This window comes from Myroides guanonis, from assembly GCF_900114085.1.
In the GTDB taxonomy this organism is placed as follows: domain Bacteria; phylum Bacteroidota; class Bacteroidia; order Flavobacteriales; family Flavobacteriaceae; genus Flavobacterium; species Flavobacterium guanonis.
This window is the reverse complement of the sequence record NZ_FORU01000007.1, coordinates 41,151-65,634: the sequence shown is the minus strand read 5'-3', so window position 1 is coordinate 65,634 and position 24,484 is coordinate 41,151. Positions and strand designations below refer to the sequence as shown.

19 protein-coding genes and 1 other RNA gene are annotated in these 24,484 nt (G+C 32.8%); 11 read left to right on the top strand and 9 right to left on the bottom strand.

Annotated elements, in window-relative coordinates; all coding sequences use genetic code 11:
• Positions 1-32: 32 nt before the first annotated feature.
• The 3 genes from BM024_RS07440 (at position 33) to BM024_RS07430 (ending at position 2,405) form a co-directional block, all read left to right on the top strand.
• Entirely contained in the window at positions 33-482 is a 450-nt protein-coding gene (locus BM024_RS07440; RefSeq protein ID WP_090678838.1) for a type I restriction enzyme HsdR N-terminal domain-containing protein, read from the top strand.
• A complete protein-coding gene (locus BM024_RS07435; RefSeq protein WP_090678837.1) occupies positions 472-1,482 on the top strand; it encodes a glycosyltransferase family 2 protein in 1,011 nt (336 codons plus the stop codon). Before BM024_RS07440 ends, BM024_RS07435 begins: the two co-directional genes overlap by 11 nt.
• Positions 1,483-1,562: 80 nt before the next feature.
• A complete protein-coding gene (locus BM024_RS07430; RefSeq protein ID WP_090678836.1) occupies positions 1,563-2,405 on the top strand; it encodes an OmpA/MotB family protein in 843 nt (280 codons plus the stop codon).
• Positions 2,406-2,608: 203 nt separating this feature from the next.
• Here BM024_RS07430 and BM024_RS07425 read toward each other — a convergent pair whose 3' ends face one another.
• From BM024_RS07425 to def, 4 genes are all read right to left on the bottom strand, one after another.
• Positions 2,609-4,663 (bottom strand): S8/S53 family peptidase, encoded by a 2,055-nt coding sequence (locus BM024_RS07425; RefSeq protein WP_090678835.1) that lies wholly within the window; start codon positions 4,661-4,663, stop codon positions 2,609-2,611.
• A 76-nt stretch (positions 4,664-4,739) separates the two neighbouring features.
• Positions 4,740-5,516 carry a nucleoside triphosphate pyrophosphohydrolase gene (gene mazG, locus BM024_RS07420; RefSeq protein WP_090678834.1) on the bottom strand — a complete coding sequence of 259 codons (777 nt, stop codon included), beginning with the start codon at positions 5,514-5,516 and terminating at the stop codon, positions 4,740-4,742.
• A gap of 45 nt (positions 5,517-5,561) precedes the next feature.
• Positions 5,562-5,984, bottom strand: a complete 423-nt coding sequence (locus tag BM024_RS07415; protein ID WP_090678833.1) for a DUF5606 family protein — start codon at positions 5,982-5,984, stop codon at positions 5,562-5,564.
• Between the two features lie 58 nt (positions 5,985-6,042).
• On the bottom strand, positions 6,043-6,630 hold the full coding sequence (def, locus tag BM024_RS07410) for a peptide deformylase (protein WP_090678832.1): 588 nt from the start codon (positions 6,628-6,630) through the stop codon (positions 6,043-6,045).
• Between the two features lie 156 nt (positions 6,631-6,786).
• Between def and BM024_RS07405 the strand changes: the two genes are divergently transcribed.
• Entirely contained in the window at positions 6,787-9,039 is a 2,253-nt protein-coding gene (locus BM024_RS07405; RefSeq protein WP_090678831.1) for an FUSC family protein, read from the top strand.
• A 46-nt stretch (positions 9,040-9,085) separates the two neighbouring features.
• Here BM024_RS07405 and BM024_RS07400 read toward each other — a convergent pair whose 3' ends face one another.
• Entirely contained in the window at positions 9,086-10,288 is a 1,203-nt protein-coding gene (locus BM024_RS07400) for an NAD(P)-dependent oxidoreductase (RefSeq protein WP_090678830.1), read from the bottom strand.
• A 187-nt stretch (positions 10,289-10,475) separates the two neighbouring features.
• Here BM024_RS07400 and ssrA point away from each other — a divergent pair.
• Positions 10,476-10,874, top strand: a transfer-messenger RNA (tmRNA) gene (gene ssrA, locus BM024_RS07395).
• A gap of 208 nt (positions 10,875-11,082) precedes the next feature.
• Here the strand turns inward: ssrA and BM024_RS07390 are convergent.
• Positions 11,083-11,589 (bottom strand): hypothetical protein, encoded by a 507-nt coding sequence (locus BM024_RS07390; RefSeq protein ID WP_090678829.1) that lies wholly within the window; start codon positions 11,587-11,589, stop codon positions 11,083-11,085.
• A gap of 107 nt (positions 11,590-11,696) precedes the next feature.
• The gene (locus BM024_RS07385) at positions 11,697-12,068 is read right to left on the bottom strand and encodes a hypothetical protein (RefSeq protein ID WP_143077739.1); all 372 of its coding nucleotides are present in this window, start codon (positions 12,066-12,068) and stop codon (positions 11,697-11,699) included.
• Positions 12,069-12,710: 642 nt separating this feature from the next.
• On the opposite strand from BM024_RS07385, the gene BM024_RS07380 reads away from it, so the two are divergent.
• Positions 12,711-13,001 carry a hypothetical protein gene (locus tag BM024_RS07380; protein WP_090678827.1) on the top strand — a complete coding sequence of 97 codons (291 nt, stop codon included), beginning with the start codon at positions 12,711-12,713 and terminating at the stop codon, positions 12,999-13,001.
• A 423-nt stretch (positions 13,002-13,424) separates the two neighbouring features.
• Here BM024_RS07380 and BM024_RS07375 read toward each other — a convergent pair whose 3' ends face one another.
• Positions 13,425-15,347: an LTA synthase family protein gene (locus tag BM024_RS07375; RefSeq protein WP_090678826.1), complete on the bottom strand. Its 1,923-nt coding sequence runs from the start codon at positions 15,345-15,347 to the stop codon at positions 13,425-13,427.
• Between the two features lie 123 nt (positions 15,348-15,470).
• Here BM024_RS07375 and BM024_RS07370 point away from each other — a divergent pair, with 123 nt between their 5' ends.
• The 5 genes from BM024_RS07370 (at position 15,471) to BM024_RS07350 (ending at position 23,324) form a co-directional block, all read left to right on the top strand.
• Positions 15,471-17,252: an AMP-dependent synthetase/ligase gene (locus tag BM024_RS07370; protein ID WP_090678825.1), complete on the top strand. Its 1,782-nt coding sequence runs from the start codon at positions 15,471-15,473 to the stop codon at positions 17,250-17,252.
• 95 nt (positions 17,253-17,347) lie between these two features.
• Positions 17,348-17,788 carry a MarR family winged helix-turn-helix transcriptional regulator gene (locus BM024_RS07365; protein WP_090678824.1) on the top strand — a complete coding sequence of 147 codons (441 nt, stop codon included), beginning with the start codon at positions 17,348-17,350 and terminating at the stop codon, positions 17,786-17,788.
• A 96-nt stretch (positions 17,789-17,884) separates the two neighbouring features.
• On the top strand, positions 17,885-20,290 hold the full coding sequence (locus BM024_RS07360; RefSeq protein WP_090678823.1) for a 3-hydroxyacyl-CoA dehydrogenase/enoyl-CoA hydratase family protein: 2,406 nt from the start codon (positions 17,885-17,887) through the stop codon (positions 20,288-20,290).
• A gap of 29 nt (positions 20,291-20,319) precedes the next feature.
• Positions 20,320-21,501, top strand: coding sequence for an acetyl-CoA C-acyltransferase (locus BM024_RS07355; RefSeq protein WP_090678822.1), 1,182 nt, complete (start codon positions 20,320-20,322; stop codon positions 21,499-21,501).
• Between the two features lie 29 nt (positions 21,502-21,530).
• Entirely contained in the window at positions 21,531-23,324 is a 1,794-nt protein-coding gene (locus BM024_RS07350) for an acyl-CoA dehydrogenase family protein (RefSeq protein WP_090678821.1), read from the top strand.
• A gap of 109 nt (positions 23,325-23,433) precedes the next feature.
• On the opposite strand, the gene BM024_RS07345 is transcribed toward BM024_RS07350, so the two are convergent.
• On the bottom strand, positions 23,434-24,483 hold the full coding sequence (locus BM024_RS07345) for an o-succinylbenzoate synthase (protein WP_090678820.1): 1,050 nt from the start codon (positions 24,481-24,483) through the stop codon (positions 23,434-23,436).
• Position 24,484 lies beyond the last annotated feature (1 nt).

The following is a 24,484-nucleotide window of genomic DNA, read 5'->3' as shown; positions in this document are numbered from 1 at the left end:
TCGGTAGCTTTAGAAGAAATACATTTGTATCTATGCAAAGATTGAATTTCCCCAATTTTAAATTTCGATTCAAAAATAGTGAAAATAAACTTGCTATTTTTGATGTTGTTCGCAAAAAGTTTATTCTACTGACTCCCGAAGAATGGGTCCGTCAACATGTTGTTCATGATTTGATATATTCAAAAAACTTTCCAATTTCCTTAATAAATGTTGAAAAAGTAATTAAAATCAACGATTTGGTAAAAAGATATGATGTTGTTGTTTTTAAGCCAAATGGATCAATTCATTTACTAATTGAATGTAAAGCTCCTCAAATTAAAATAACCCAAGAGACTTTCAATCAAATTGCGAGATACAATTTAGAACTACAAGCAGACCTGCTTTTTATAACAAATGGATTAGAACACTACCCATGTAAAATGGATTACGAACAGCAGAACTACATTTTCTTAAAAAAACTACCTAATTACGATGAACTCTAACCCTCTAGCTAAAATAGCAATAGTAATATTAAATTGGAACGGTCAAGAACTACTTGAGAAATTTATACCTACTATTATTAAATATTCATCTTTAGCCACTATTTATGTAGCAGACAATTCGTCTACAGATAATTCAATTAGTATAATTAAAAACAAATTCCCAGATATCAAAATAATCATCAACGATGAAAATTATGGTTATGCGAAAGGTTATAATATTGCTTTAAAAAGTATAGAAGAACCCTATTATTGCTTATTAAATTCTGATATCGAAGTTACTGAAGAATGGTTAGAACCAATATTAGATACCTTTGAAAACAATAATGAAATATCAATAATTCAGCCCAAAATATTAGATTATAAGCATAGGAATAAATTTGAGTATGCAGGAGCAGCAGGCGGATTTATAGATAAGTATGGTTTTCCATATTGTAGAGGTAGAATATTTGATACGATTGAGACTGATTCTGGTCAATACAATGATAGCAAACCTATTTTCTGGGCCTCTGGAGCTTGTTTTTTTATACGAAAAGACGTATATTGGAAATTAAATGGTTTCGATGAGACTTTTTTTGCTCATCAGGAAGAAATAGATCTTTGTTGGAGAGCTTTCAACAAGAATTATAAAGTTCAATATTGTGGAAATTCAACAGTTTACCATATAGGAGGAGCAACCTTAAAATATGGATCTCCGCAGAAAACATATTTGAATTTTAGAAATTCACTCCTGATGCTATATAAAAATCTCCCGAAAAAAGTTTTGTTTAGTACGATATTTGCTAGACTTTGTTTAGATGGAATAGCAGGGGTTAGAATGTTACTTAGTGGTCAACCTACTCATTGTTTCGCTATAATACGAGCTCATTTCGCATTTTACAAAAGACTACTTATTTCAAAACCCGAAAGATTAACAAAACAACATGCTGATTACTATCGCAATACAAGTATAATTAATCAGTATTTTATAAAAAAAAGAAAAAATTTCGATGATTTAATTTAACTATTAACAAGTAAAATTAACATAGAGATATAAAATAAAAATTAATAATTTAGCATTCACATTTAATCAATTCATTAATTATGAAAAAAGTCGTTTTAGGTTTATCAGTTTTAGCAATTTTACTGAGTTCTTGTGGGACTAAGAAAAAAATTGCAGCATTAGAATCTAAGAATAAAGAAGTACAAGATTTATTAAACACTTGTACAGTTAAATTAAATTCTACATTAGCTGAGAAGAATGCTTTAGCCAATCAAATTGAATTCCTTAAAAAGAACAACTCTGACTTGATTGACAATATGGGTAACTTAACCATGTTGTCTTCTAAAGGTGCTGATAACTTAGAGAAATCTCTTGAAAGCTTAAAGGAAAAAGATTTAAAAATTTCTCGTTTACAAGATGCAATCACTAAAAAAGACTCAGTTACTTTAGCTTTAGTAAAAAGCATTAAAAAAGAAGTAGGTTTTGATGATCCAGACATTGAAGTAAATGTTGAAAAAGGTGTGGTGTTTATCTCCATTGCAGATAAATTACTATTCAAATCAGGTAGTTATCAGGTAAGTGACAAAGCAAAAGGAATCTTAGCTAAAGTTGCGAAAATCATCAATAGTAAACCAGATTTCGAATGTATGGTTGAAGGACACACTGATAATGTGCCTATTAAAACTTCAATGATGGAAGACAACTGGGATCTAAGTGTCAAGCGCGCAACTTCAATTGTTCGTCTATTACAAAAAGATTTAGGTGTTAATCCTAAGCAATTAATTGCTGCTGGTAGAAGTGAATATATTCCTTTAGTTGACAATACTTCTGTTGAAAACAAAGCTAGAAACAGAAGAACAAGAATTGTTATACTTCCTAAAATTGATCAATTCTATGATATGATTGAAAAGGAAATGAAAAATCTTGCAAACGAAGGTAAATAGACTTTTACTTATCGCTCTAAATAAAAAAACGCGAACCAGTTGGTTCGCGTTTTTTTATTGCTTTAATCTTATTAAGCCAAATAGATTTTTTGTTAGTAAAATGAAAACTTAAAAAGGATTTCTGTAGAATAGAACAAAAAAAGACCTTATTAAATAAAATTTAATAAGGTCTTTAATGTATAAAAAGTATTGTTCTCCTATAATTAGTTCTTTATAAATTTCTGTGTAGAAGATTTTAATCCATTAGATTGAATTTCTATAAAGTAAACTCCTTTAGATAATTCAGAAACAGGGACTTCAATAGAAGTATTATTTTGCTCATGACCTCTAGATAACAATTTACCAGTAATGTCATAAATAGCGTAAGATACTTTTTCAAAACCATTAGATTCTGGAATAGTAATATTTAAAACCTCATTCACCGGATTTGGCCAAATTTTAAAAGTATCTACTGTAGTTAATTGATTATTATCTGTAGATAATAAAGTTCCGTCTTCTTTAATTAGAGAAACAATTAAACTGTATTCTTGCATATCGAAAGTCAAGCTTCCTTTGTGTGATACAGATACTGTATATTCACCAGCAGTAACGTTATCTATTTCTATTTTCTCAATATTATCAACATCATTATTTTCTTTAATCGCTCTTAAATCATTAAAATCTTTTTTCAATTTCCATGGTAAGAATTCCTCTCCGGCTTTTGTTACAACCACATCTAAATCATTAACAATTGCTGGAATAACGTTATTTTCACTTTCAAAATTACTCATATGAAAAGTCCCCGCTGGATCTGTCCACGCTATAGTAACATTGATTTTGCTAACTTCTCCATTAACCGATATTGTTTTATCATACTTGGCATTGTTATTTAAAATATTTTCTTCTATAACAGAAGCACCTTCTATTTTAGAATTCAACATTACTTCTACTCCTCTTTGAGCATTAAGCAATCCCCATCCAAACATATGATCTGGACCTGGTGTATTTCCTGCTTCATCTGCAGTGTGAGCCATCATAGCTCTTAATGTTGCAGATTTAAATGGAACACCATCTTTAGAGTTTTCTATAGCCCATTGTTGCCATAGAGCAAAAACACCAGTAACTACAGGAGCAGCCATAGATGTTCCTTCATTTTCAACATAAAGATTATTCAAAGGTTCTGAATAAATTGAGTTTGGTGGTTTTGGAAATTCATATAATGCAGACAACACCTTTACTCCTTTAGCAGAAATATCTGGCTTAATTCTAAAATCGTCTGCTGGACCAAAATTACTAAAATCGGACATAATCACATCACTAGCCGAAGTATAATTTAACACTTCTTCTACCGCTGCAACTACCACAGTGTTTTTTGCTACAGTTTTACCTAGTAACATATCATTACCCTTTTTACTAGGATTAGCTGCTTTAGCCCATCCTCTATCGTTACCTGCTGCCATGACTGGCTGGTAGTATTTATGATTATATATTAATTTATCATAAGCAATTGCTTCTTCCTCATACAATCCAAAATTCCCAGGTGCTACGACCAATACATATCCTCCTTTACCATCAGGCACTACTATATTGATTCCATAAGAATGATTCGAGACTAGTAAACCTTTACTAGCTTGTGTAGTCATTTTTGCTACATCACCATTCCAATTAAACATATTTACACTTGCTTTTGGAGCTATTCCTTTTGCTTTAGGATTAAGTCCTTTTGCAATTAATGTTCCTGTAGTATGAGTAGCATGAGCTTTTTGAAACAAATAGTTTTCCAATTGATTTTGAGGGAAATTTTGAAGTGGAGGGAAATTTTCACCTTTCTTCACTCGAGTAACCCCATTATCATCTGTAAACTCTTGGTGTGTTTCTAGTGCTACAGTACCCTCAAGAATACCAATAATCATGTTTTCACCATTCAGATTAAGTTTGAATTCCCCTCCCGTTGAAATTGAATTAACTCGTGCCGTAGCTCTACTCCCAGCATTATAAGTAGTGAAATATTTAAGATCTCCATTTGGGAAGACACCTTGTAGCTCAAAAAACCTTCCTTCATTTGAAATTCCTGATATTGGTAGGTTTTTTTCCTTTGCTATTTTAAGGGCTAATTCTTTTGAAGAATTAGCGCTAAGTGTCAGTTTTTCTACAAGAGAATTGGTGTTAGCTAAATCGTAATTCCTAGTAATTTTTTGCCTAACATTTGCATCTTGTGCAAACATAGAAGCACATATCCCAAATATAAAAGGGAACATTATTTTTTTCTGAATTGTCATTTTAGATATTTTTTTTCAGGAGTAAAGTTAACTCAATATCTGAAAAACTAAAACTTTCAACAAAAATTAACAGAGACTAAAACTTATCTTTTGACAAATTCCAAAAGAACTCCATCTCATTTAAACTTAAATTATGAATTAATTTTTCATTTTCTTTGGCTTTTTCTTCAATAAACTGAAACCTATTAATAAATTTCTTGTTAGTTCTCTCTAAAGCTGTCTCTGGATTAATTCCTAAAAATCTTGCGTAATTTATCATGGAAAACAAGACATCTCCGAACTCCTGCTCCATTTTATCAAGATCTCCCGACTCTTCTTCCGCCTTAAATTCTCCTATCTCCTCTTCTACTTTCTCCCAAACCTCCTTTTTTGAAGCCCAATCAAATCCCACTCCTTTAGCTTTATCTTGAATTCGAAATGATTTAATCATGGCTGGTAATGATTTTGGAACTCCTCCTAACACTGATGTATTTCCCTCTTTCAGTTTTAATTTCTCCCAGTTGTTTAATACTTCATCAACACTTGAAACTTCTGTATCACCGTAAATATGAGGATGTCTAAAAATAAGTTTATCTGAAATAGCATTTGCCACATCACCAATGTCAAAATTATAAGTCTCACTACCTATTTTTGAATAGAAAAAAATATGTAGCAATAAATCTCCTAACTCTTTTTTTACTTCATTGCAATCATTTTCTGAAATAGCATCTCCTAATTCATATACTTCTTCTATAGTCAAATGCTTAAGCGATTCAAAAGTTTGCTTTTTATCCCATGGACATTTTTCTCTTAGCTCATCCATGATTGTAAGCAATCTATCTAAGGACTTTAATTGTTCTTCTCTTGTATTCATAAATATATCTATATAAAAAAAGCCCGTCTAGCGGGCTTTTTATTTTTATTTTGCTTCTTCAGAAACTTCAACTTCCTTAAAAGTATCTTCAGTGAACATTCCTTTATTTTGTAGGATATTGTACCAAGTCAAAACTTTCTTAATGTCTGACACATACACTCGCTCTTCATCAAACTCAGGCATGATTTCTCTGAAATATTCAACTAAAACTGAATTATCTTCTTTATGAGAGATCGCTTGACCATTATTCTCTTTAGTAGCAATAGATTTGAATACATCAAAAAGTTTAACTTCTCCTCCATATGTATACATAGAAATCTCAGACAACAAACTTACATTGTGTTTTAATCCTATAGTACTTCTTTTACCATCTACCATTGATTCTGCAATAAAACCAGTTCTAGTTTGAACTTTCAATTCATATAACCCTGGTTTCCCTGAAATCGATAAAACTTTATCTAAACTCATTTTTACTTTTTTTTATAAGAATAGCAAATATCTAAATTTGCAATTAAATTCCAATTAATTATCTGCCTTTTTTATTAGCAAACTTCATTTTATAATGAGGTGCAATTTTTCCCTCCAAAATATTATTCAAACGTCTTGCGTTTAACTTCTTTTTTAAACTAGAAATCTTATCAGTAAATAGAATTCCCTCAATGTGGTCATATTCATGTTGAATAACCCTTGCGGCTAACCCATCAAACTGCTCAACTTTTTTAGAAAAGTTTTCATCTAAATACTCTATAGTGATACGCTCTTTTCTGTAAACATCCTCATTAACATCTGGAATACTCAAACACCCTTCGTTAAAAGCCCATTCTTCACCCTCTTCTTTTATTATAACAGCATTGATAAATACTTGTCTAAATGTATTTAAAAATTCTGCCTCTTCTTTACTAATGTCATCATAGTCTGCAAAAGGTTTTCCATCGACTACAAATAATCTAATTGGTAATCCAACTTGAGGTGCCGCTAAACCAACACCACTAGCATTATCCATAGTTTCAAACATATTCTTTATAACCTCATTCAAATTCGGGTAGTCATTAGAAATGTCTTCTCCTACTTTTCTTAAAACTGCGTCCCCATAGCCTACTATCGGTAAAATCATAATTCCTTCTTTTTAAATAATTCACTTCCATACAAATAATGGAAATCGGAGCAAAACTACTAAAAAAAGAGAAATAAATATAGTTTTTGATTTTATTTGGTATTTAAATTGCTGTATATTGCTGTGTAAAATAGTCTATACTTTTTAAATCTAAGAATGCTAAAACAAGCAAGAAAATTCACCGACAATTCGCATCTATCCGATTCGTTAAAGATTACAATATCATCAGTAATACCTTTTTTAATACTATTGCCTTATAAAGAATTTACATTGGCTTTTACAATTGCCATGGGAGCTTTATTAACCTCTCCTGTAGACATTCCAAGTAGTTTTAAAGACAAAATAGTAGGGTTATTAACTGGAGCAATTGCAATACCTTTTATAACGTTTTTACTTTCAATTACCCTTGGACATTGGACATTCTATCCCATTTTTATTGGAATTATCTTCTCCTTGAGCATGATTGCAGTATATGGACATAGAGCAAATATGCTTTCATTTACAGGATTGCTAGCTGTCTGTTTAGCATTTGCACATAATTATGATGAAGAAGGAATATTAACACATTGTTTAATGCTGCTACTAGGTGGTTTGTTATATACATTAGTCTCTGTTATCTTTCAATTAATAAGACCTAGAAGATATGCCATTTTACAAACCTCTGATTGTTTAGAACTAACTTCAAAATATTTGAAATATAGAGCTGAATTATGGTCTAAAAATGCAAACACACAAAAAATCGTTGAAAAACAATTAAACATTCAGATCAAATTAAATGAGATTCATCAAAATCTTAGGGAATATCTAATAAAGAACAAAGCTAACACTGGAAACTCCGCTAATAATAGAAAATTACTAGTAGCCTTTTCTGAATTAGTTGAAATTCAAGAAATGGCAGTTTCAACAAACTTTGATCACCAAAGATTACATGAATTATTTAAAGGTCATGAAGATATTATACAATGTTATCAGCAACTTGCATTTCAATTTTCAGAAACCATTTATAATATCGGTACTACCCTTAATATGGGTGATAAGTATCGTACTCCCTCAAACTTGACTAAAGCATTAGAAGAACTTAAAAGCAAATTAAAAGATTTCGAACAAACAACAAATGCACCAACTAGAATTGAAGCCGTTTTACAATTTTCGAATGTTATACATTATGCCGAAAGTCAAATAGAGAAAATTAAAGGTTTAGAACGTGTTTTACTAGATAAAGTTTTTGATGCTAATATTGAAGAACAATTCAAAGACTTAGAGAAATTCCTTACACCACAACACTATAGGTGGTCAACATTAAAGGAAAACTTTAATTTTTCATCTATTATCTTCAGGCATGCGGTTCGTCTTACAATTACTATTTTGATTGGTTTTCTAATTGGACAGATCTTCAATCTATTGAATGGTTATTGGATTTTACTGACCATTGTAGTTATTATGCGTCCGGGTTATGGACTAACAAAACAGCGTTCTTTTGAGCGTGTTATAGGGACTGTTATAGGTGGATTAATAGCTTTTGCGCTACTTTATTTTATAAAAGAAGTTAACTACTTAGCTTATTTAACTGTGTTTACCATGATAATGGGATATTGGTTTTCACATACAGATTATAAAGTAGGTGTCACCTTTATTACTATATATGTGGTATTAATTTTCGGAATACTAACTCCGAATTTTATGGACCTATTAGTATACAGAATTATTGATACGTTTTTAGGAGCTATTCTAGCATTTGGAGCAAATTATCTATTGTGGCCTTCTTGGGAGTTTTTAAATGTAAATAAACATCTATCCAATTCAATTAAAGCAAATAGAGATTACATCAAAGAAATTTCCATATACTACAATGAAAAAGGAGCTGTTACTCTACCTTACAAATTAGCAAGAAAATATGCTTTCATAGAGGTAGGGAATTTAATGGCTTCCTTTCAGAGGATGATACAAGAACCAAAATCTAAACAAAAATATCGAGCAGAGCTATATGAGTTAGCTGTACTAAATCATACATTATTATCCTCAGCAGCTTCAATAGGCACCTATATTCAATCAAGAAAGACAACAGAAGCTTCCAAAGCATTTAATTCTGTTATGGACTACATCATTAACAATTTGAATACTACCTCTATAATATTAGAGGAATTGGAGAGCAAAGTACCATCTGTAGCTGCCAAAGAGGAATTTCAAATAAGCTATCTATATTTAAAAGAAATACGAGAAACAGAATTAAAGCAAAGCTTAAGTAATGATTTAGACATTCAAGAAAAAATGGAAGAATCTGTATTGGTAATAGAACAACTTATGTGGATGGTAAAACTCTCTGATAAAATTCTAAAAATCGCTCAGAAAATTAACTTCAAATCTCAAATTAACAAGCAAATACAAACAAAAAAGGTTCTTTCGTTATAATGAAAGAACCTTTTTTGTCAATGGTATATGTAGTTTAAATAATCAATTATGCGTTTACATAATCTTCTAAATAAAGATATCGCTCTCTTAACTTTCCATTTTCTGTAATTGTAGCGCGATTCAAAATCTCTGAACGTTCAATCTTTAAAATTTCCGGTAAAATAAGTTCTGTAAACATTTCACCAAAACCATCTGTAGCATCTTGTGGTAATTCACATGGTAAATTATCAATTGCCATTACAACTACAGCACCTGGATGTTCAAAATGAACCTCTTCTCCAGTTCTAGGATAATACCCATAAAAAGGTTCTGCAATAGTAGAAACCCTAAGAGTTGAATCAATAGGACCATTATCTACATCACATGAAATATCTCCAATGACTTTAATAGTATTCTTAGCAGCATTCAACATTTCTCTAGTAAGAATTTTAGGAGAACCATTCTTATAAAAATGACCTGCTATAAAAACATCTGCTTCTTGACTAAAGCGTTCGAAATTTGAAGTATACTTTTCTGGGTGTAGATAAAAATCTTGTTTATCAAAATCTTGCCCGTCAATTCTTTTATAATAGTCTTTAGTATCGATATGCGTATAAACAGGTACATCATATGATTTAGAAAGAAAATCATCTATTGAAACCTCTTTCATTTTCATACCATCCAGCATTTCTTTAGCTCCCTTACCCACTTTGCCAAATCCAGTTAAGACTATTTTAATAGGAGGTAAATACGGGCGTTTTAAGCGTTCGATTAATTCATTCTGATGCTGTAAACCTTCCGCTTTAACAAGATTAAAGAGTTCATATTTAATACCGAAAGTTCTCAATGTATTATATGCTCCAACAATACCCGCATATCGACCAAAACCAATCAATCTATGACCTGAATCATCAACCAAAGTTTCGAAATCAATCAGCCTAATATTCTTCTCTAAACAAGCTTGTAATAATTTTCTATTGTGTTTCTGTTTTTTGATAGTATGGGAAAAGAAAAAATATGTTTTATTTGGAATTAAAGCATCAATAGGCACTTCTTTCACTCCCAATAAAATATCGCAATCCGACAAATCATCAACTACTTTTATTCCGCTTTCTCTGTAAGAGTCATCACTAAAAAAACGATTATCAGATTTTTCCACAACAATTTCTACATCGGGGTACTCTTTCATTACTTCGCTAGCTTTACTTGGCGAAAAAACAGCTCTTCTATCTGGTGGATTTTTTCTTTCTCTGATAATACCTATTTTCATATAATTATATTAAGAATTCATGTGACATTATACACTATAAGTCAACTCTCAAATATAAAGCTTATAAAATCATTTTAAAAGAAATATTGTAATATCCTCATGAATTTAAATTAGGGGTTAACTTTTTGTTCCAAAATAATTAGGATTACTAGTATAAAAATATTGTATATTTGCATCTCTAATTAATGGGGTCGATTGGCTTTGACAGCGGGTGGAATTGGTTAGTAAGCATGTCGAGCGCTGAGATACAGCTCGTAAATATCATATTTCAAACTTTTCAAACGGCGAAAATAATTACGCTTTAGCTGCTTAATCTGAATTTATAGTAAGATTTGCCTAGTTCCCACCAGGTGGGAAAGCTAGATTCTCCTAAAAAGCCTTGGTTTATGGCGTTTTTAAAAGGAGAACCGTAAAAGTAAACCTAGAGATTGTATTGCTTCGGTACAGTTTTGAAAATTTAGAGGCTAAGTAAACAGTGGTCGTTTTCTGCCGAGCTGTTTATCGAAAAACTAATAGGAAACTAAACATGTAGAAAGCTTTCGGATTGCTCGTTTGGACCCGAGTTCGATTCTCGGCGACTCCACCAAATAAAAAGCAACTTACTTTAATTCAGTAAGTTGCTTTTTTTATTAACTTCAATTTATGTAGTTTTTTCAAATTGGATTAATCCTCATGATAAACAAACGAATTCTTTCAAAATCTCATAGAAGTTTGTAATACATATATCGATATTCAAACATTAAGAAAGTTAGTTTATCAAAACTAAAACCTTATTATATTTTTTTGTCTCCTTTTTAATAAACCGGTTCATCTTCTTCCCCTTTTTTTTCAAAATTATGGTTAGGTAAGCCACCAGGAGTTCCCTTTTTTACTGTTTCTTTCGGTTTATCACTAGGTACTCCTCCAGAAGGACCCCCATTCTTTGGGGGATAATATCCTTTATCTTTATCCACTCCGTTCATGTTAGTACCTCCTGGAACATTAAATGGATCACCAAATGATCCTTTAGATGATGAGTCCTTTGATGGGCCATTAACACCCGGGCTTCCATTAAAACCACCTCCACCACCTTCTGGTCCACCACCATCCTGCCCCCCACTTCCATCATCTTCTTTTAATTTAGTATAACCATTACTAAGTTGTTTTGATGAATCTTCTTTTATGTAATACTGAGCATCCTCAGATGAAGTTACTAAATTGGAATGAGCATTCTGACTTGATAAAATATCATCCGAACTACAAGAGACGATAGCTAATGAACCAAATAATGCCAGATATAGATTCTTATTTTTTGTTTTCATAATAACATAAATAATTTTAATTGATTGTCACTAAGCTTAAAAATCAATAGAAATAAAGCATAGTTATTGAAAATTTTAAACTTGCAAAGAATACTTAACTTAGATAGTTAGTTCAGATTTTTAAAGACTGAAGAACACCACTCATTCAAAGAAGACTCACAAGGATTAGGTAAATTGTTGCCAATAACCATGTCTTGAATAATTTGTGCTTCCATTTTTGAATAAGCACAAATAATTACAAATTTACTTTTTACTATATTTCCTTGACTATCCTTTGCGTGTATACGATAAGTGTTTGGACAAATAGCTCCAGAAGGTCCTTTATTACTTCCTATTCTATCGGGATATTTAGCATGGCCTAAAGGACCTTTATCAAAAGTTTGTTTCCCAACAAACCCTCCACCTATTGGTTGTGGACAATTATGAGCAAAAGCTCCAGCTGCAATAAAAAACAGCATGAACAAAAATAATCTCTTCATTTTATAAAAATTTAGGTTAGAAATATAATAGGACACTTATTTTATCCTGAATTAAAGATATTAAAAATATCTAAATAAAGAGATTTTATTGCTTAAATATTTAGTAATGTTATTAATTCTATTATTTCTAATAACTTTCTTATGATTCAAAATTTTAATATTATAGATTCATTTTAGAAATTATACAAACTCCAGACTGAAAGTATTTTACTTTATAAAAGCACTTTTTAAATTCAATTTCTTTATCATTTAGCATATATAGAACATGAATTTAATTAGAATGAATTGGTCCTAATATATTCTTTTAATATCACAATGAATTTTAGCATTCTCCGGAATAACATTTACAAATCTAAAATAGCAAAAGCGATTATTTGATCACTTTTGCTCATTATAATTCATTAAAATGATAAATTTTATATTTAGTAAAAGATTTAGGTAACTCCATTTCCATAGAACTTTAAGGTACTCCAGTATAACTAAAATTATTACTTCAACTCATGACCAATCAATTAAACCATTCAGTATTTCAGAAAGTTGGTAGCTTTCATTTTAATTTCAAAATAATCATTTTTATGTGACTTACATTTGTTAAATCAATTAAGTTTTTATAGATTTATATTTAACTTTAATTTTATAATTATGAAAAATTTAATTTTATCGGCTTTTGCTTTAATCTCATTTAGTGCTTTTGCTCAGTTTTATCCACCAGATCCAATACCTTTTTGTGCATATGATTTTGAAGTATATACTTGTGTAAATGGAGCCCCTTCTAACCAGTGGGTATACAAAGTTGAAATATGTTCAATACCGAATTCATCTTGGGATAAATCTCATGAAGAAAAACTACAAGAAATACAAGATTATTTTTGTGATTTCGGTGTTTTACCTCCTGGAACTAAAATTACTGAAACTAGAAAAATAATATTTTAAGAATAATTTTCAAGAATACTTCTGATTCAGAAATCCAGCGAACAGATCGACTTGGGCTGAATCAGAAGTTTTTACTTTTAGTAATTTACTCCTTACTTTAAATGAGAATCCAAAATATCTAGAAAGCTAATTATCTTTTCATGTATGGTTACATTAACTGCTCAAGTAGGAAAAGTCTTTATCAAATCACCATGAAATCCCCTATCGCAACTCTCTGCTTCCGCTTGGATATAAAAATTGAGACTTGTTAATATTTAGTATAGATGAACCAAGATCCAGTCTGGTTAATTTCTTAAATTAATTTAATTGCTTTTCAGTAAAATTAATATGAAACATTGTATATATATACCAAACAAAAACCCAACTAATTATTTCTAAATAGTTGGGTTTTATTATATTCTCGATTAAACCTAGGTTTAAAATCTAATTAAGCTTTCTGTCTACAATACGCTCAAAATAATCCTGTAAAAACGCTTTACAAGCCATTTCAAGCTCTTCCATCTCCTTGTTCTTAGAATTGATCAAGTTGTTCTCCAATGCCTTGTCCTTGATGTCGAAAAAGCCTGTTACTTTCTTGCCGTCAAAACGACAGATATAATTTCCTCTTTGAAAAGTATATTGATTAGCTCCATAGTTAATCACAAATGGAGTCACCTCTTTATCCCCTACCAAACTTCTTCCCCAGCTTCTAAATGGTTTGTCATACCCAATCAAATCCAAAACAGTTGGAAAAATGTCAATTTGTTGTGCTAAATCAATGTTTTTTCCGTGCAAAGTTCCGTTTGGTGTATAAAACAATATAGGAACAGCCGCTCTATTAACAACCTTTAAATACTCATCATAATCCACTTGATTAGTATGATCGGCCGTAATAATAAAAATTGTGTTTTCAAACCATGGTTCTTTACTTGCTTCTTCAAAAAAGCGTTTAAATGCATAATCAGTATACCCAATGGTTTTGTGAATTTGCTTATTTCCTACAGGGAATTTCCCTTCATACTTTGCAGGTATATTAAAAGGTTCATGCGATGAAACCGTAAATAATGTACTAAAAAAGGGTTGCTTCTTTGTGTTTAATACTTCTCTCATGTATTGAAAGAAAGGTTCATCCCAAATACCCCAAACACCATCAAACTCATCATCATTATTAAATTCTGTTTTCCCATAATAATGGTCATAACCCAATATGTTTCCAAACCCTAAGAATCCCATAGAACCATTAGGTGCACCGTGGAAAAATGAAGTATCATATCCTTTGCTTTTCAAAGTAGAAACCAATGATTCAATCTCTTGTTTCGGATAAGGTGAAGATGTAAAAGCATCTTTAAATGAAGGTATTCCGGCAATAACGGAAGACATTCCATGAATAGATTTACTACCGTTTGCAAAGGCATTTGTAAATATTAAACTCTGCTTTGACAATGAATCTATAAATGGTGTATAACTCACGTAATTTGGTATGTTTTCATCCTCATTAAAAGCACCGATATATTCCTTAGAAAAACTCTCCGTAATAAATAAAACAATATTAGGCGTAGTAGCAGGATTGTTGGAATACATTTTTTCCGAACTTACATACTTATTCTTCTCTTCCTCAGTCATAAAGTCCACTTTGCTAAAACTTGTCTTACCAAAAGTTCTAATTATTGCAAATGGAGTGTTTAACACCAAGTCAGCATGCTCAGGTTTAGAGACATAACGATTCGCATCAATTAAATTCAACGGACGCGTACTCTTCTTTAAATCCCCTCTAATACCAGCCAAAAATCCAACACCAACAACAATAAACAATACTGCTGAACTAATGAAATATTGCTTCTTATTCTCTATAACTATTTGCTCTTTAAAACCAACTTTCTTGTATAAATAAACCCACAATGCAGATGTAAATACAAACAGAGCAAAAACATGCCAGTAATTAATTAAAAACTTTGAGAACAAGGTCAATTTGTTCGACTCATGCTCCAAACTGTCCATCACTGCAATTGTTGTTCTAGAATATATAAATCGATAATATATTAAGTCAATAAAATTCGTAGCATATGCAATTAAATTGAAAATAAAATAGACATAGAATAACATTCGTTGATACCCTTTTTTAGTATTGACAACTAAAGGTAAAATAGAAAGTAGAACAAACAGAATGTTCACATAAAACAGTGCCATTCTGTCAAAGGCAATACCGTGATAAGCGATACTGAAAAACTCTCCAACTGAACTAACGTTCAATAAATCGAAATTATAAAAGTAAAAAAAGACCCTTGCAACAAAGTAAAAGAAGAAGGCTAAAAACATTCTGTAAAAAAGAACAAAAACCTCTTTAATTCTAAAAATATTGGATGACATATAAGTGTAGTTGGTTTTGATAAAGATGCAAATTTACAGAAAACTTTTGTATTATGATTTTTCTAAAAATTTTAGCAGAATAGAATTTATTTCACTATTTTGCAGTTATAAACATTCTAAAACATGGTGCAACCTACAAGACTTTTTGATATTCCTTATTTTCAGCAACAAGTACATCCAATAGAAGATGCATTTGTTACAAAAGAAAATGGAAATTGGGTTAAAACATCTACTCAGCAGTATATAAATCAAGCCAATGAGATTTCAAGAGCACTTCTAAGATTAGGAATAATTGAAGGAGAAAAGATTGCTGTAATATCAACGAACAATCAGACCAAATGGAATATTTTAGATATTGGAATATTACAAGTAGGTGCAATTAACGTCCCCATATATCCCACTATCTCTCCCGAAGAGTATCAATTTATACTGTCTCACTCAGAAGCAACATATTGTTTCGTTTCTGACCAAGAAGTATATGATAAATTAATAGCAGTAAAAGGAGACCTTCCATTGCTAAAAGAAGTCTATTCTTTCACGCCTATCAATGGATGTAAGCATTGGGATGAACTAGTTCAATTAGGAAAAAACAATGATAATCAACAAGAAGTTGAAAGTCGCAAAAACGCAGTTCACAAAGATCAATTAGCAACATTAATTTATACCTCTGGTACAACAGGAAGACCCAAAGGAGTCATGTTAAGTCATGACAATATTTTGTCTAACGTAATAGGAAGTTCAGAACGAGTACCTTTCACGTCCAAAGACAATTATAAAGCATTGAGTTTCCTACCAATATGCCACGTTTTTGAAAGAATGATTGTTTATCTATATCAATATTATAGTGTTTCTGTATATTATGCAGAATCCATTGAGAAGATGAGTGAAAATCTAAAAGAAGTATCTCCGAATGTGATGACTGTCGTTCCAAGACTACTTGAAAAAGTATACGATAAAATATACACTACGGGTTCTCAATTAACAGGACTAAAAAAGAGAATTTTCTTCTGGGCAATGGAAGTAGGTTTTCAATATGAACCATATCAAAGAAATGGTGGTTGGTATGAATTTAAACTAAAGATTGCACGAAAATTAGTTTTCACAAAATGGCAAGAGGCATTAGGAGGAAATCTAAAATTATTAGTTTCGGGAAGTGCACCATTGCAAAGTCGATTAACCAGAGTATTCACAGCTGCAGATCTACCGGTTATGGAAGGATACGGACTTACAGAAACTTCACCTGTAATATCAGTAAATGATATGAGGAACTTCAGCTTTAAAATTGGAACTGTTGGAAAACCTTTAAGCAATGTAGAAGTAAAAATAGCTGAAGACGGAGAAATACTTTGTAAAGGACCCAACATCATGTTAGGATATTATAAAGACGAAGAACGCACAAAAGAAGAGATCAAAGACGGGTATTTCCACACTGGAGATATCGGAGAAATAGATTCAGAGGGCTTTTTAAAAATAACAGACCGTAAGAAAGAAATGTTTAAAACTTCTGGAGGAAAATACGTAGCTCCACAAGTAATAGAAAACACTATGAAACACTCTAGATTTATAGAGCAAATTATGGTAATTGGAGAAGGAGAGAAAATGCCAGCAGCATTCATTCAGCCAAATTTTGAATTCGTAAAGAAATGGGCATCATTAAAAAACTATAATATTGGAAATACAAATCAAGAAATAGCTGCAAACCCTAAAGTTATTGAACGCATTCAAGAGGAAATAGAAGAAATAAATAAAAAGTTTGGTAAGTGGGAACAAATAAAGAGGTTTGAATTAACACCTGATGTATGGACAACCGAAAGCGAACACCTTACTCCTACCTTAAAACTAAGAAGGAAAATCATTTTGGCAAAATACAAAGATTTGTATGATAAGATCTATCGAACAAATTAATCAAACAAGCTGAAAAGCAATCTTAAAATAAATAATTCTAAAAATAGTATGCACGCATACTATTTTTTTTTATATTTGATTGTAACACCAACAATATGAATACAAAGACAATAGATTACGCACTTCGAGCAACTTGGCAAGCCGTTGCACGTATGTACAATGAAGAAGCAGCTAAATATGATGCTACTATGGCTATTGCTTTTGCTTTATTAAGCATAGACAAAGAAGGAACCCCTTCCACTTCACTTGGTCCAAAAATGGGAATGGAAGCCACAAGCCTAACCAGGACACTAAAGAACATGGAAGAAAAGGGATTGATTAAAAAGAAGAAGAATCCAAAGGATGGTCGAGGTGTCATTATAAAGTTAACCCCTTTGGGTATAAAAAAAAGAGAGTTATCTAAAGCAGGTGTTCTTCAATTTAACGATGTTATCAAACAACACGTATCTGAAGAAAAAATAAAACACTTTCTAGAAGTTACAGAGACTATAAATAGCTTGATAGCTGAAAGACAAATATTTGAAGAAGACGTATAAGTCTCTGATTAAACAATTTAAAGATAAGTTAACTTCAAAATAGACCAAGAATTCGTACATTGAAGTCAAAAGAAGAAACCAATATAAACTAATAATATGAAAAGAATAATTAAAAAAGCAGCAGTTATAGGTTCCGGTGTAATGGGATCTGGAATTGCTTGCCATCTTGCTAATATTGGATTAGAAGTACTGCTTTTAGATATAGTTCCAAAAGAATTAACTGCAGATGAAGAAAAGAAAGGACTAACACTAGAAAGTAAAGTTGTTCGAAACAAAATAGCTCAAATGCATCTTACCAATGCACTAAAATCAAAACCTTCCCCTATATACAGTCAAGCATTTGCATCGCGAATCACTATTGGAAATACGGAAGATGATTTAGAAAAAATAAAAGATTGTGATTGGGTACTAGAAGTAGTCATTGAACGCTTAGATATAAAGAAATCTGTTTTTGAACAAATAGAAAAATACAGAAAACCAGGAACGCTAATTACATCAAACACATCTGGAATTCCGATGCATATGATGACAGAAGGTCGTTCAGAAGATTTTCAAAAACACTTTTGCGGAACCCATTTCTTTAATCCACCTCGTTATCTCCAACTATTTGAAATCATACCCGGACCTAAAACAGATCCTGAGGTGTTATCTTTCTTTCAAAACTATGCAAGTAAATTCCTAGGTAAAACTCCAGTACTTTGTAAAGACACACCCGGATTTATAGGTAATCGTATAGGAGTGTATTCCATGGCTATGATTATGCAGCTCACACAAGAAATTGGGTTATCAATTGAAGAAGCAGATACATTAACAGGTTCAATTTTAAGTAGACCAAAAACGGGAACTTTCAAGTTAGGAGACTTAGTAGGATTAGACACTGCTTTTAATGTAACCAAAGGACTTAAAGAAAACTGTCCCAAAGATTCTATGATTCAAGAAATCAAAGATTCAAAAGTCTTAAACTTTCTAATTGAGAATAAGTTCTTGGGAGACAAAACCAATAAAGGATTCTATTATAAAGAAACAGACAAAGAAGGCAACACCAATAGATTTGCTTTAGATTTAAACACATTAGAATATCGTCCATTAGAACGAAATAACATAACCGTAGTAGAATTAGCAAAACAAGCAGGAGGAACATCTAAAAAGCTTGGCGTTTTACTAGCAGACAAAGGAAAAGAAGGAACCTTAATACGCAAACACTTTGCTTCACTTTTTGCTTATGTATCTCAACGAGTACCAGAGATAACAGATACCTTCTACCCTATTGATGATGCGATGAGAACGGGTTATGCTTGGAAATACGGTCCTTTTGAGACTTGGGATTTAATAGGATTAGAAAAGGGAATTGAACTAGTTGAGTCAGAAGGTTATCATGTAGCTGAATGGGTTAAAGAACTACAAGCTAGTGGAGCCAAAGGCTTTTATAAACTAGAAAACGGAAGAAAACTGTTCTACAATCAAAACAGCAAGAAATACGAAAACATACCAGGTCAAGAAAGTTTAATTATACTTAATAATATACGATCTACCAATAAAGTATGGGGTAACTCAGAATCAAGCTTAATAGATTTAGGAGATGGAATTGTGAATCTAGAATTCCATTCTAAAATGAACACTATTGGTGGAGGTGTTTTAGCAGGATTAAACAAAGCAATTGAAATAGCAGAAAAAGACTTTAAAGGGCTAGTAATAGGAAACGAAGGAACCAACTTCTCGGTGGGAGCAAATCTCGGAATGATTTTCATGATGGCTATAGAACAAGACTATGAAGAGCTAAATATGGCAATCAAAATGTTTCAAGACACGACCATGCGAATGCGTTACTCAGCCATTCCAGTGATTTCGGCACCCCATGGCATGACTTTAGGAGGTGGTTGCGAAATTAGCTTACACGCAGATAGAGTCGTTGCAGCGGCAGAAACTTATATAGGACTCGTAGAATTTGGTGTTGGACTATTGCCAGGTGGTGGTGGTTCAAAAGAAATGGCAATAAGAGCTTCTGATCTATATCAGAAAAACGATGTGGAGCTAAATATTTTACAAGAGCATTTTTTAACCATAGCAATGGCAAAAGTATCTACCTCTGCTTATGAAGCCTATGATTTAAACATACTTCAGAAAGGTAAAGATGTTGTAGTCATCAACAAAGACCGTCAAATAGCAGAAGCAAAAAAATGGGCTCTACTAATGGCAGATGCTGGATATACACAACCTGTTAAAAGGAAAGATATAAAAGTATTAGGACGTCAAGCATTGGGAATGTTTTTAGTGGGGACAGATAGTATGGAAGCCGGCAATTACATTTCAGAACACGATAAGAAAATCGCTAACAAGTTAGCTTACGTAATGGCTGGAGGAGATTTGTCAGAGGCAACTTTAGTAACAGAGCAATATTTGTTGGATTTAGAGCGAGAAGCATTCTTATCATTATGTGGAGAACGCAAAACGTTGGAACGCATTCAATATATGCTAACCAAAGGAAAACCTTTGAGAAACTAGACGATACCAAAACCCTAAAAAAGTAAAAGATGAAAACCGCATATATAGTAAAAGGATATAGAACAGCTGTTGGAAAAGCGCCTCGTGGTGTTTTTCGATTCAAAAGACCAGATGAGTTAGCCGCAGAAATCATTCAACATATCATGAATGAACTTCCAGATTTCGACAAGACAAGAATTGACGATGTAATGGTTGGAAATGCAATGCCAGAAGCAGAACAAGGATTGAATATGGCACGCCTAATTTCATTAATGGGATTAAAAGTTGAAGACGTACCAGGAGTAACAGTAAATAGATATTGTGCCTCTGGATTAGAAACCATAGGAATGGCAACCGCTAAAATACAATCGGGAATGGCACAATGCATCATTGCTGGTGGGGCAGAAAGCATGAGTTTTATACCAATGGGAGGTTATAAACCCACTCCCGATTACGGATTGGCCAAACAAGGACATGAAGATTATTATTGGGGAATGGGATTAACAGCAGAAGCCGTAGCAAATCAATTTAATGTATCAAGAGCCGATCAAGATGAGTTTGCATACCATTCACATATGAAAGCCTTAAAAGCACAAGCAGAAGGCAAATTTGACAAACAAATCGTCCCTATTTCGATCGAAGAAATATTCGTAAATGAAAAAGGTAAAAAAGACAGTAAAAGCTATACAGTAACCAAAGATGAAGGACCAAGAGCAGGGACTTCAATAGAAGCGCTAAATAAACTGAGACCAGTATTTGCTGCTAACGGATCAGTAACAGCAGGAAACTCATCTCAAATGAGTGATGGAGCAGCATTTGTACTCATCATGTCAGAAGAAATGGTAAAAGAATTGAACCTAGAACCCATTGCGCGATTGGTAAACTTTGCAGCAGCCGGAGTTGAACCAAGAATTATGGGAATGGGACCAGTAAAGGCCATACCAAAAGTATTGAAACAAGCGGGTATGCAGTTAAAAGACATAGAGCTAATAGAACTAAATGAAGCCTTTGCTTCACAGTCCTTAGCAGTAATGAGAGAATTGGATATCAATCCCGAGATTGTAAATGTAAACGGAGGTGCCATTGCTCTAGGACATCCTTTGGGCTGTACAGGAGCAAAATTATCAGTACAACTCTTTGATGAAATGAAGCGCAGAGGAAACAAATATGGAATGGTAACCATGTGTGTAGGAACAGGTCAAGGAGCAGCAGGTATTTATGAATTATTATAAGCAGTATTAAACCAACAAAAAAAACTATTATGACAAAAGATATAACACGAGGAGGACAATTCATCGTAAAGGAAACAAAATGTGAAAACGTTTTCACACCAGAAGATTTTAACGAAGAACAACGCATGATGCGTGAGTCCGTTAAGGAATTTGTTGATAAAGAATTATGGCCAAACAAACACCGCTTTGAGAGCAAAGACTATGGTTTCACAAAATCAAGTATGCAAAAAGCAGGTGAATTAGGTCTTTTAGGAGTAGCAGTACCAGAAGCATATGGAGGGTTAGGAATGGGATTTGTCTCAACGATGTTGGTGTGTGATTACATATCCGGTGCAACAGGATCTTTTTCAACAGCCTTTGGAGCACATACAGGAATTGGAACTATGCCAATTACATTGTACGGAAATGAAGCACAAAAACAAAAATACGTACCCAAATTAGCAACAGGAGAATGGTTTGGAGCCTATTGTTTAACAGAACCAGATGCAGGTTCTGATGCCAACTCTGGTAAGACAAAAGCAGTTCTCTCTGCTGATGGTAAGTATTATGCTATCACCGGACAAAAGATGTGGATTTCAAATGCGGGATTCTGTAACCTGTTCATTGTTTTCGCGAGAATTGAAGATGATAAAAACATTACTGGATTTATTGTTGAAAACGATCCGTCAAATGGAATTACACTTGGAGAAGAAGAGCATAAGCTAGGGATTAGAGCCTCCTCTACTCGACAAGTATTTTTCAATGAAACAAAAGTACCAGTTGAGAATATGCTATCTGAGAGAGGCAATGGTTTTAAAATAGCAATGAACGCCCTTAATGTGGGTCGTATTAAGCTCGCTGCTGCCTGTTTAGACTCACAGCGAAGAATCGTGTCCAAATCAGTACAATACGCCAATGAGCGCATTCAATTCAACACACCCATTTCTTCGTTTGGAGCGATACGCACAAAATTGGCAGAAATGGCAACCAATGCCTATGTTGGAGAAAGTGCTTCTTATAGAGCAGCAGCTGCTATTGAGGATCGAATTAATCAACGCATAGAAGAAGGCAATTCGCATCAAGAAGCAGAATTAAAAGGAGTAGAAGAATTTGCAATCGAATGTTCTATTTTAAAAGTAGCGGTTTCTGAAGACATGCAAAATTGTGCAGATGAAGGAATTCAAATATTTGGAGGAATGGGCTTCTCAGAAGACACTCCAATGGAAAGTGCTTGGAGAGATGCTCGTATTACAAGAATTTATGAAGGTACCAATGAAATAAACCGCATGCTAGCAGTGGGAATGTTAATCAAGAAAGCGATGAAAGGACATGTAGACCTAATCGGCCCTGCTATGAAAGTTGCTGATGAGCTTCTATCTATTCCTGATTTTGATGTACCTGATTACTCAGAATTGTTCTCCGAAGAAAAAGAGATTATAAGCAAGCTGAAAAAAGCATTCTTAATGGTTGCAGGAAGTGCCGTGCAAAAATACGGACCAGACTTAGAGAAACATCAAGCACTTTTATTAGCTGCATCAGACATGCTTATTGAAATATACATGGCGGAAAGCGCTTTGTTAAGAACAGAAAAAATTGCTAAAGCGAAAGGTGAAGAAGCTGTGAAGGAAGAAATAGCAATGGCTCAATTATACTTATACCACGCTGTGGATATAATCTCATTAAGAGCAAAAGAAGGAATTGCGGCTCTAGCAGAAGGAGACGAACAAAGAATGATGTTGATGGGATTAAGAAGATTTACGAAATACACCAATCTTCCAAATATCAATGCGCTTAGAGAAATTATCGCTAGCAAATTAATTGACAAGAACGAATACTGTTTTTAAAACAGCAGTAATTTGGTTTGGTTAAATACTAAAACCGCTAAATCCGATTTGGAGAGAGCGGTTTTTTTATGCCTATATAAAACGAAAAACAAGACCTTTTATTCTTGTTTTAAAAAGCCAATTTATTCAAATTGAAATCCCAATCTAAAGTTGAATTATACCACAAAGCACCTTGACGAACTTCCAATGGCGAATCGAAATTATTGGTATAAAGACCACCAGTACCCAGACCTTGCAACATCGCAGATTGTAATGTAAATGTCCATTGGGCAATTGCATTTAAACCGATATTACTTTCCAATGCTGAGGTAATCCACCATCCTATTCCCAACCTATTAGCTATTTCAATCCATTCCATACTTCCTTTAAAACCACCGACCAAACTAGGCTTCAAAATGATGCATTGTGGCTTGATTTTCTTCAATAGATTTTCTTTATCGCTGTAATTTACAACTCCAATTAGCTCTTCATCTAAGGCAATAGGCAATGGAGTAATCTTACATAACCCTGCCATGCTGTCATGCTGGCCTTGTTTAATAGGTTGTTCGATGCTATGTATTTGAAATTCAGATAAAATAAACAACTTATCTGAAGCTTCACTACTACTAAATCCACCGTTAGCATCTACCCTTAATTCCATTTTTTGAGGAGAAAACTGCTCGCGAATATAACTCAAAAGCCCTATTTCACGATCGAAATCAATAGCACCAATTTTAAGCTTCACACACGAAAACCCTTCTTTTATCTTCTCGTCTATTTGAGATTTCATGAAATTCTCATCACCCATCCAAACCAATCCATTGATAGGAATTGACGCTCTCCCTTCTGTAAATAGAGATGGAAAAAGAATAAATGGATTACTGCTTTCCAAAGACAAAAACGCCTGTTCAACACCAAATTGAATAGAAGGAAAATCTCGCAATTCGTCCCACAATTTATCCTTACCTAAAAAGATATTGTCAACAACCCATTGCAACTTTTCTTCATAATCTGGTCGGTCATCAAACCCTAATCCTCTAAAAATAGCGCACTCTCCTACCCCAACTTTATCCTCATTCTCTATCTTTAAAAACCAAGTTTCTTTTATATGTAAAACGCCCCTGGAAGTACCAGATGGGCGTTTAAAATTTAATTCATATTTAGCGTAACTAGCTTTCATA

What these genes read in the sequence shown, in the direction of transcription:
- BM024_RS07430 (WP_090678836.1), top strand. Translation starts at nt 1,563, where the DNA reads ATGAAAAAAGTCGTTTTAGGTTTATCAGTTTTAGCAATTTTACTGAGT.
- BM024_RS07385 (WP_143077739.1), bottom strand. Translation starts at nt 12,068, where the DNA reads ATGAAGAGATTATTTTTGTTCATGCTGTTTTTTATTGCAGCTGGAGCT.
- BM024_RS07380 (WP_090678827.1), top strand. Translation starts at nt 12,711, where the DNA reads ATGAAAAATTTAATTTTATCGGCTTTTGCTTTAATCTCATTTAGTGCT.
- BM024_RS07435 (WP_090678837.1), top strand. Translation starts at nt 472, where the DNA reads ATGAACTCTAACCCTCTAGCTAAAATAGCAATAGTAATATTAAATTGG.
- BM024_RS07370 (WP_090678825.1), top strand. Translation starts at nt 15,471, where the DNA reads ATGGTGCAACCTACAAGACTTTTTGATATTCCTTATTTTCAGCAACAA.
- mazG (WP_090678834.1), bottom strand. Translation starts at nt 5,516, where the DNA reads ATGAATACAAGAGAAGAACAATTAAAGTCCTTAGATAGATTGCTTACA.
- def (WP_090678832.1), bottom strand. Translation starts at nt 6,630, where the DNA reads ATGATTTTACCGATAGTAGGCTATGGGGACGCAGTTTTAAGAAAAGTA.
- BM024_RS07365 (WP_090678824.1), top strand. Translation starts at nt 17,348, where the DNA reads ATGAATACAAAGACAATAGATTACGCACTTCGAGCAACTTGGCAAGCC.
- BM024_RS07355 (WP_090678822.1), top strand. Translation starts at nt 20,320, where the DNA reads ATGAAAACCGCATATATAGTAAAAGGATATAGAACAGCTGTTGGAAAA.
- BM024_RS07375 (WP_090678826.1), bottom strand. Translation starts at nt 15,347, where the DNA reads ATGTCATCCAATATTTTTAGAATTAAAGAGGTTTTTGTTCTTTTTTAC.
- BM024_RS07360 (WP_090678823.1), top strand. Translation starts at nt 17,885, where the DNA reads ATGAAAAGAATAATTAAAAAAGCAGCAGTTATAGGTTCCGGTGTAATG.
- BM024_RS07425 (WP_090678835.1), bottom strand. Translation starts at nt 4,663, where the DNA reads ATGACAATTCAGAAAAAAATAATGTTCCCTTTTATATTTGGGATATGT.
- BM024_RS07415 (WP_090678833.1), bottom strand. Translation starts at nt 5,984, where the DNA reads ATGAGTTTAGATAAAGTTTTATCGATTTCAGGGAAACCAGGGTTATAT.
- BM024_RS07390 (WP_090678829.1), bottom strand. Translation starts at nt 11,589, where the DNA reads ATGAAAACAAAAAATAAGAATCTATATCTGGCATTATTTGGTTCATTA.
- BM024_RS07345 (WP_090678820.1), bottom strand. Translation starts at nt 24,483, where the DNA reads ATGAAAGCTAGTTACGCTAAATATGAATTAAATTTTAAACGCCCATCT.
- BM024_RS07440 (WP_090678838.1), top strand. Translation starts at nt 33, where the DNA reads ATGCAAAGATTGAATTTCCCCAATTTTAAATTTCGATTCAAAAATAGT.
- BM024_RS07400 (WP_090678830.1), bottom strand. Translation starts at nt 10,288, where the DNA reads ATGAAAATAGGTATTATCAGAGAAAGAAAAAATCCACCAGATAGAAGA.
- BM024_RS07350 (WP_090678821.1), top strand. Translation starts at nt 21,531, where the DNA reads ATGACAAAAGATATAACACGAGGAGGACAATTCATCGTAAAGGAAACA.
- BM024_RS07405 (WP_090678831.1), top strand. Translation starts at nt 6,787, where the DNA reads ATGCTAAAACAAGCAAGAAAATTCACCGACAATTCGCATCTATCCGAT.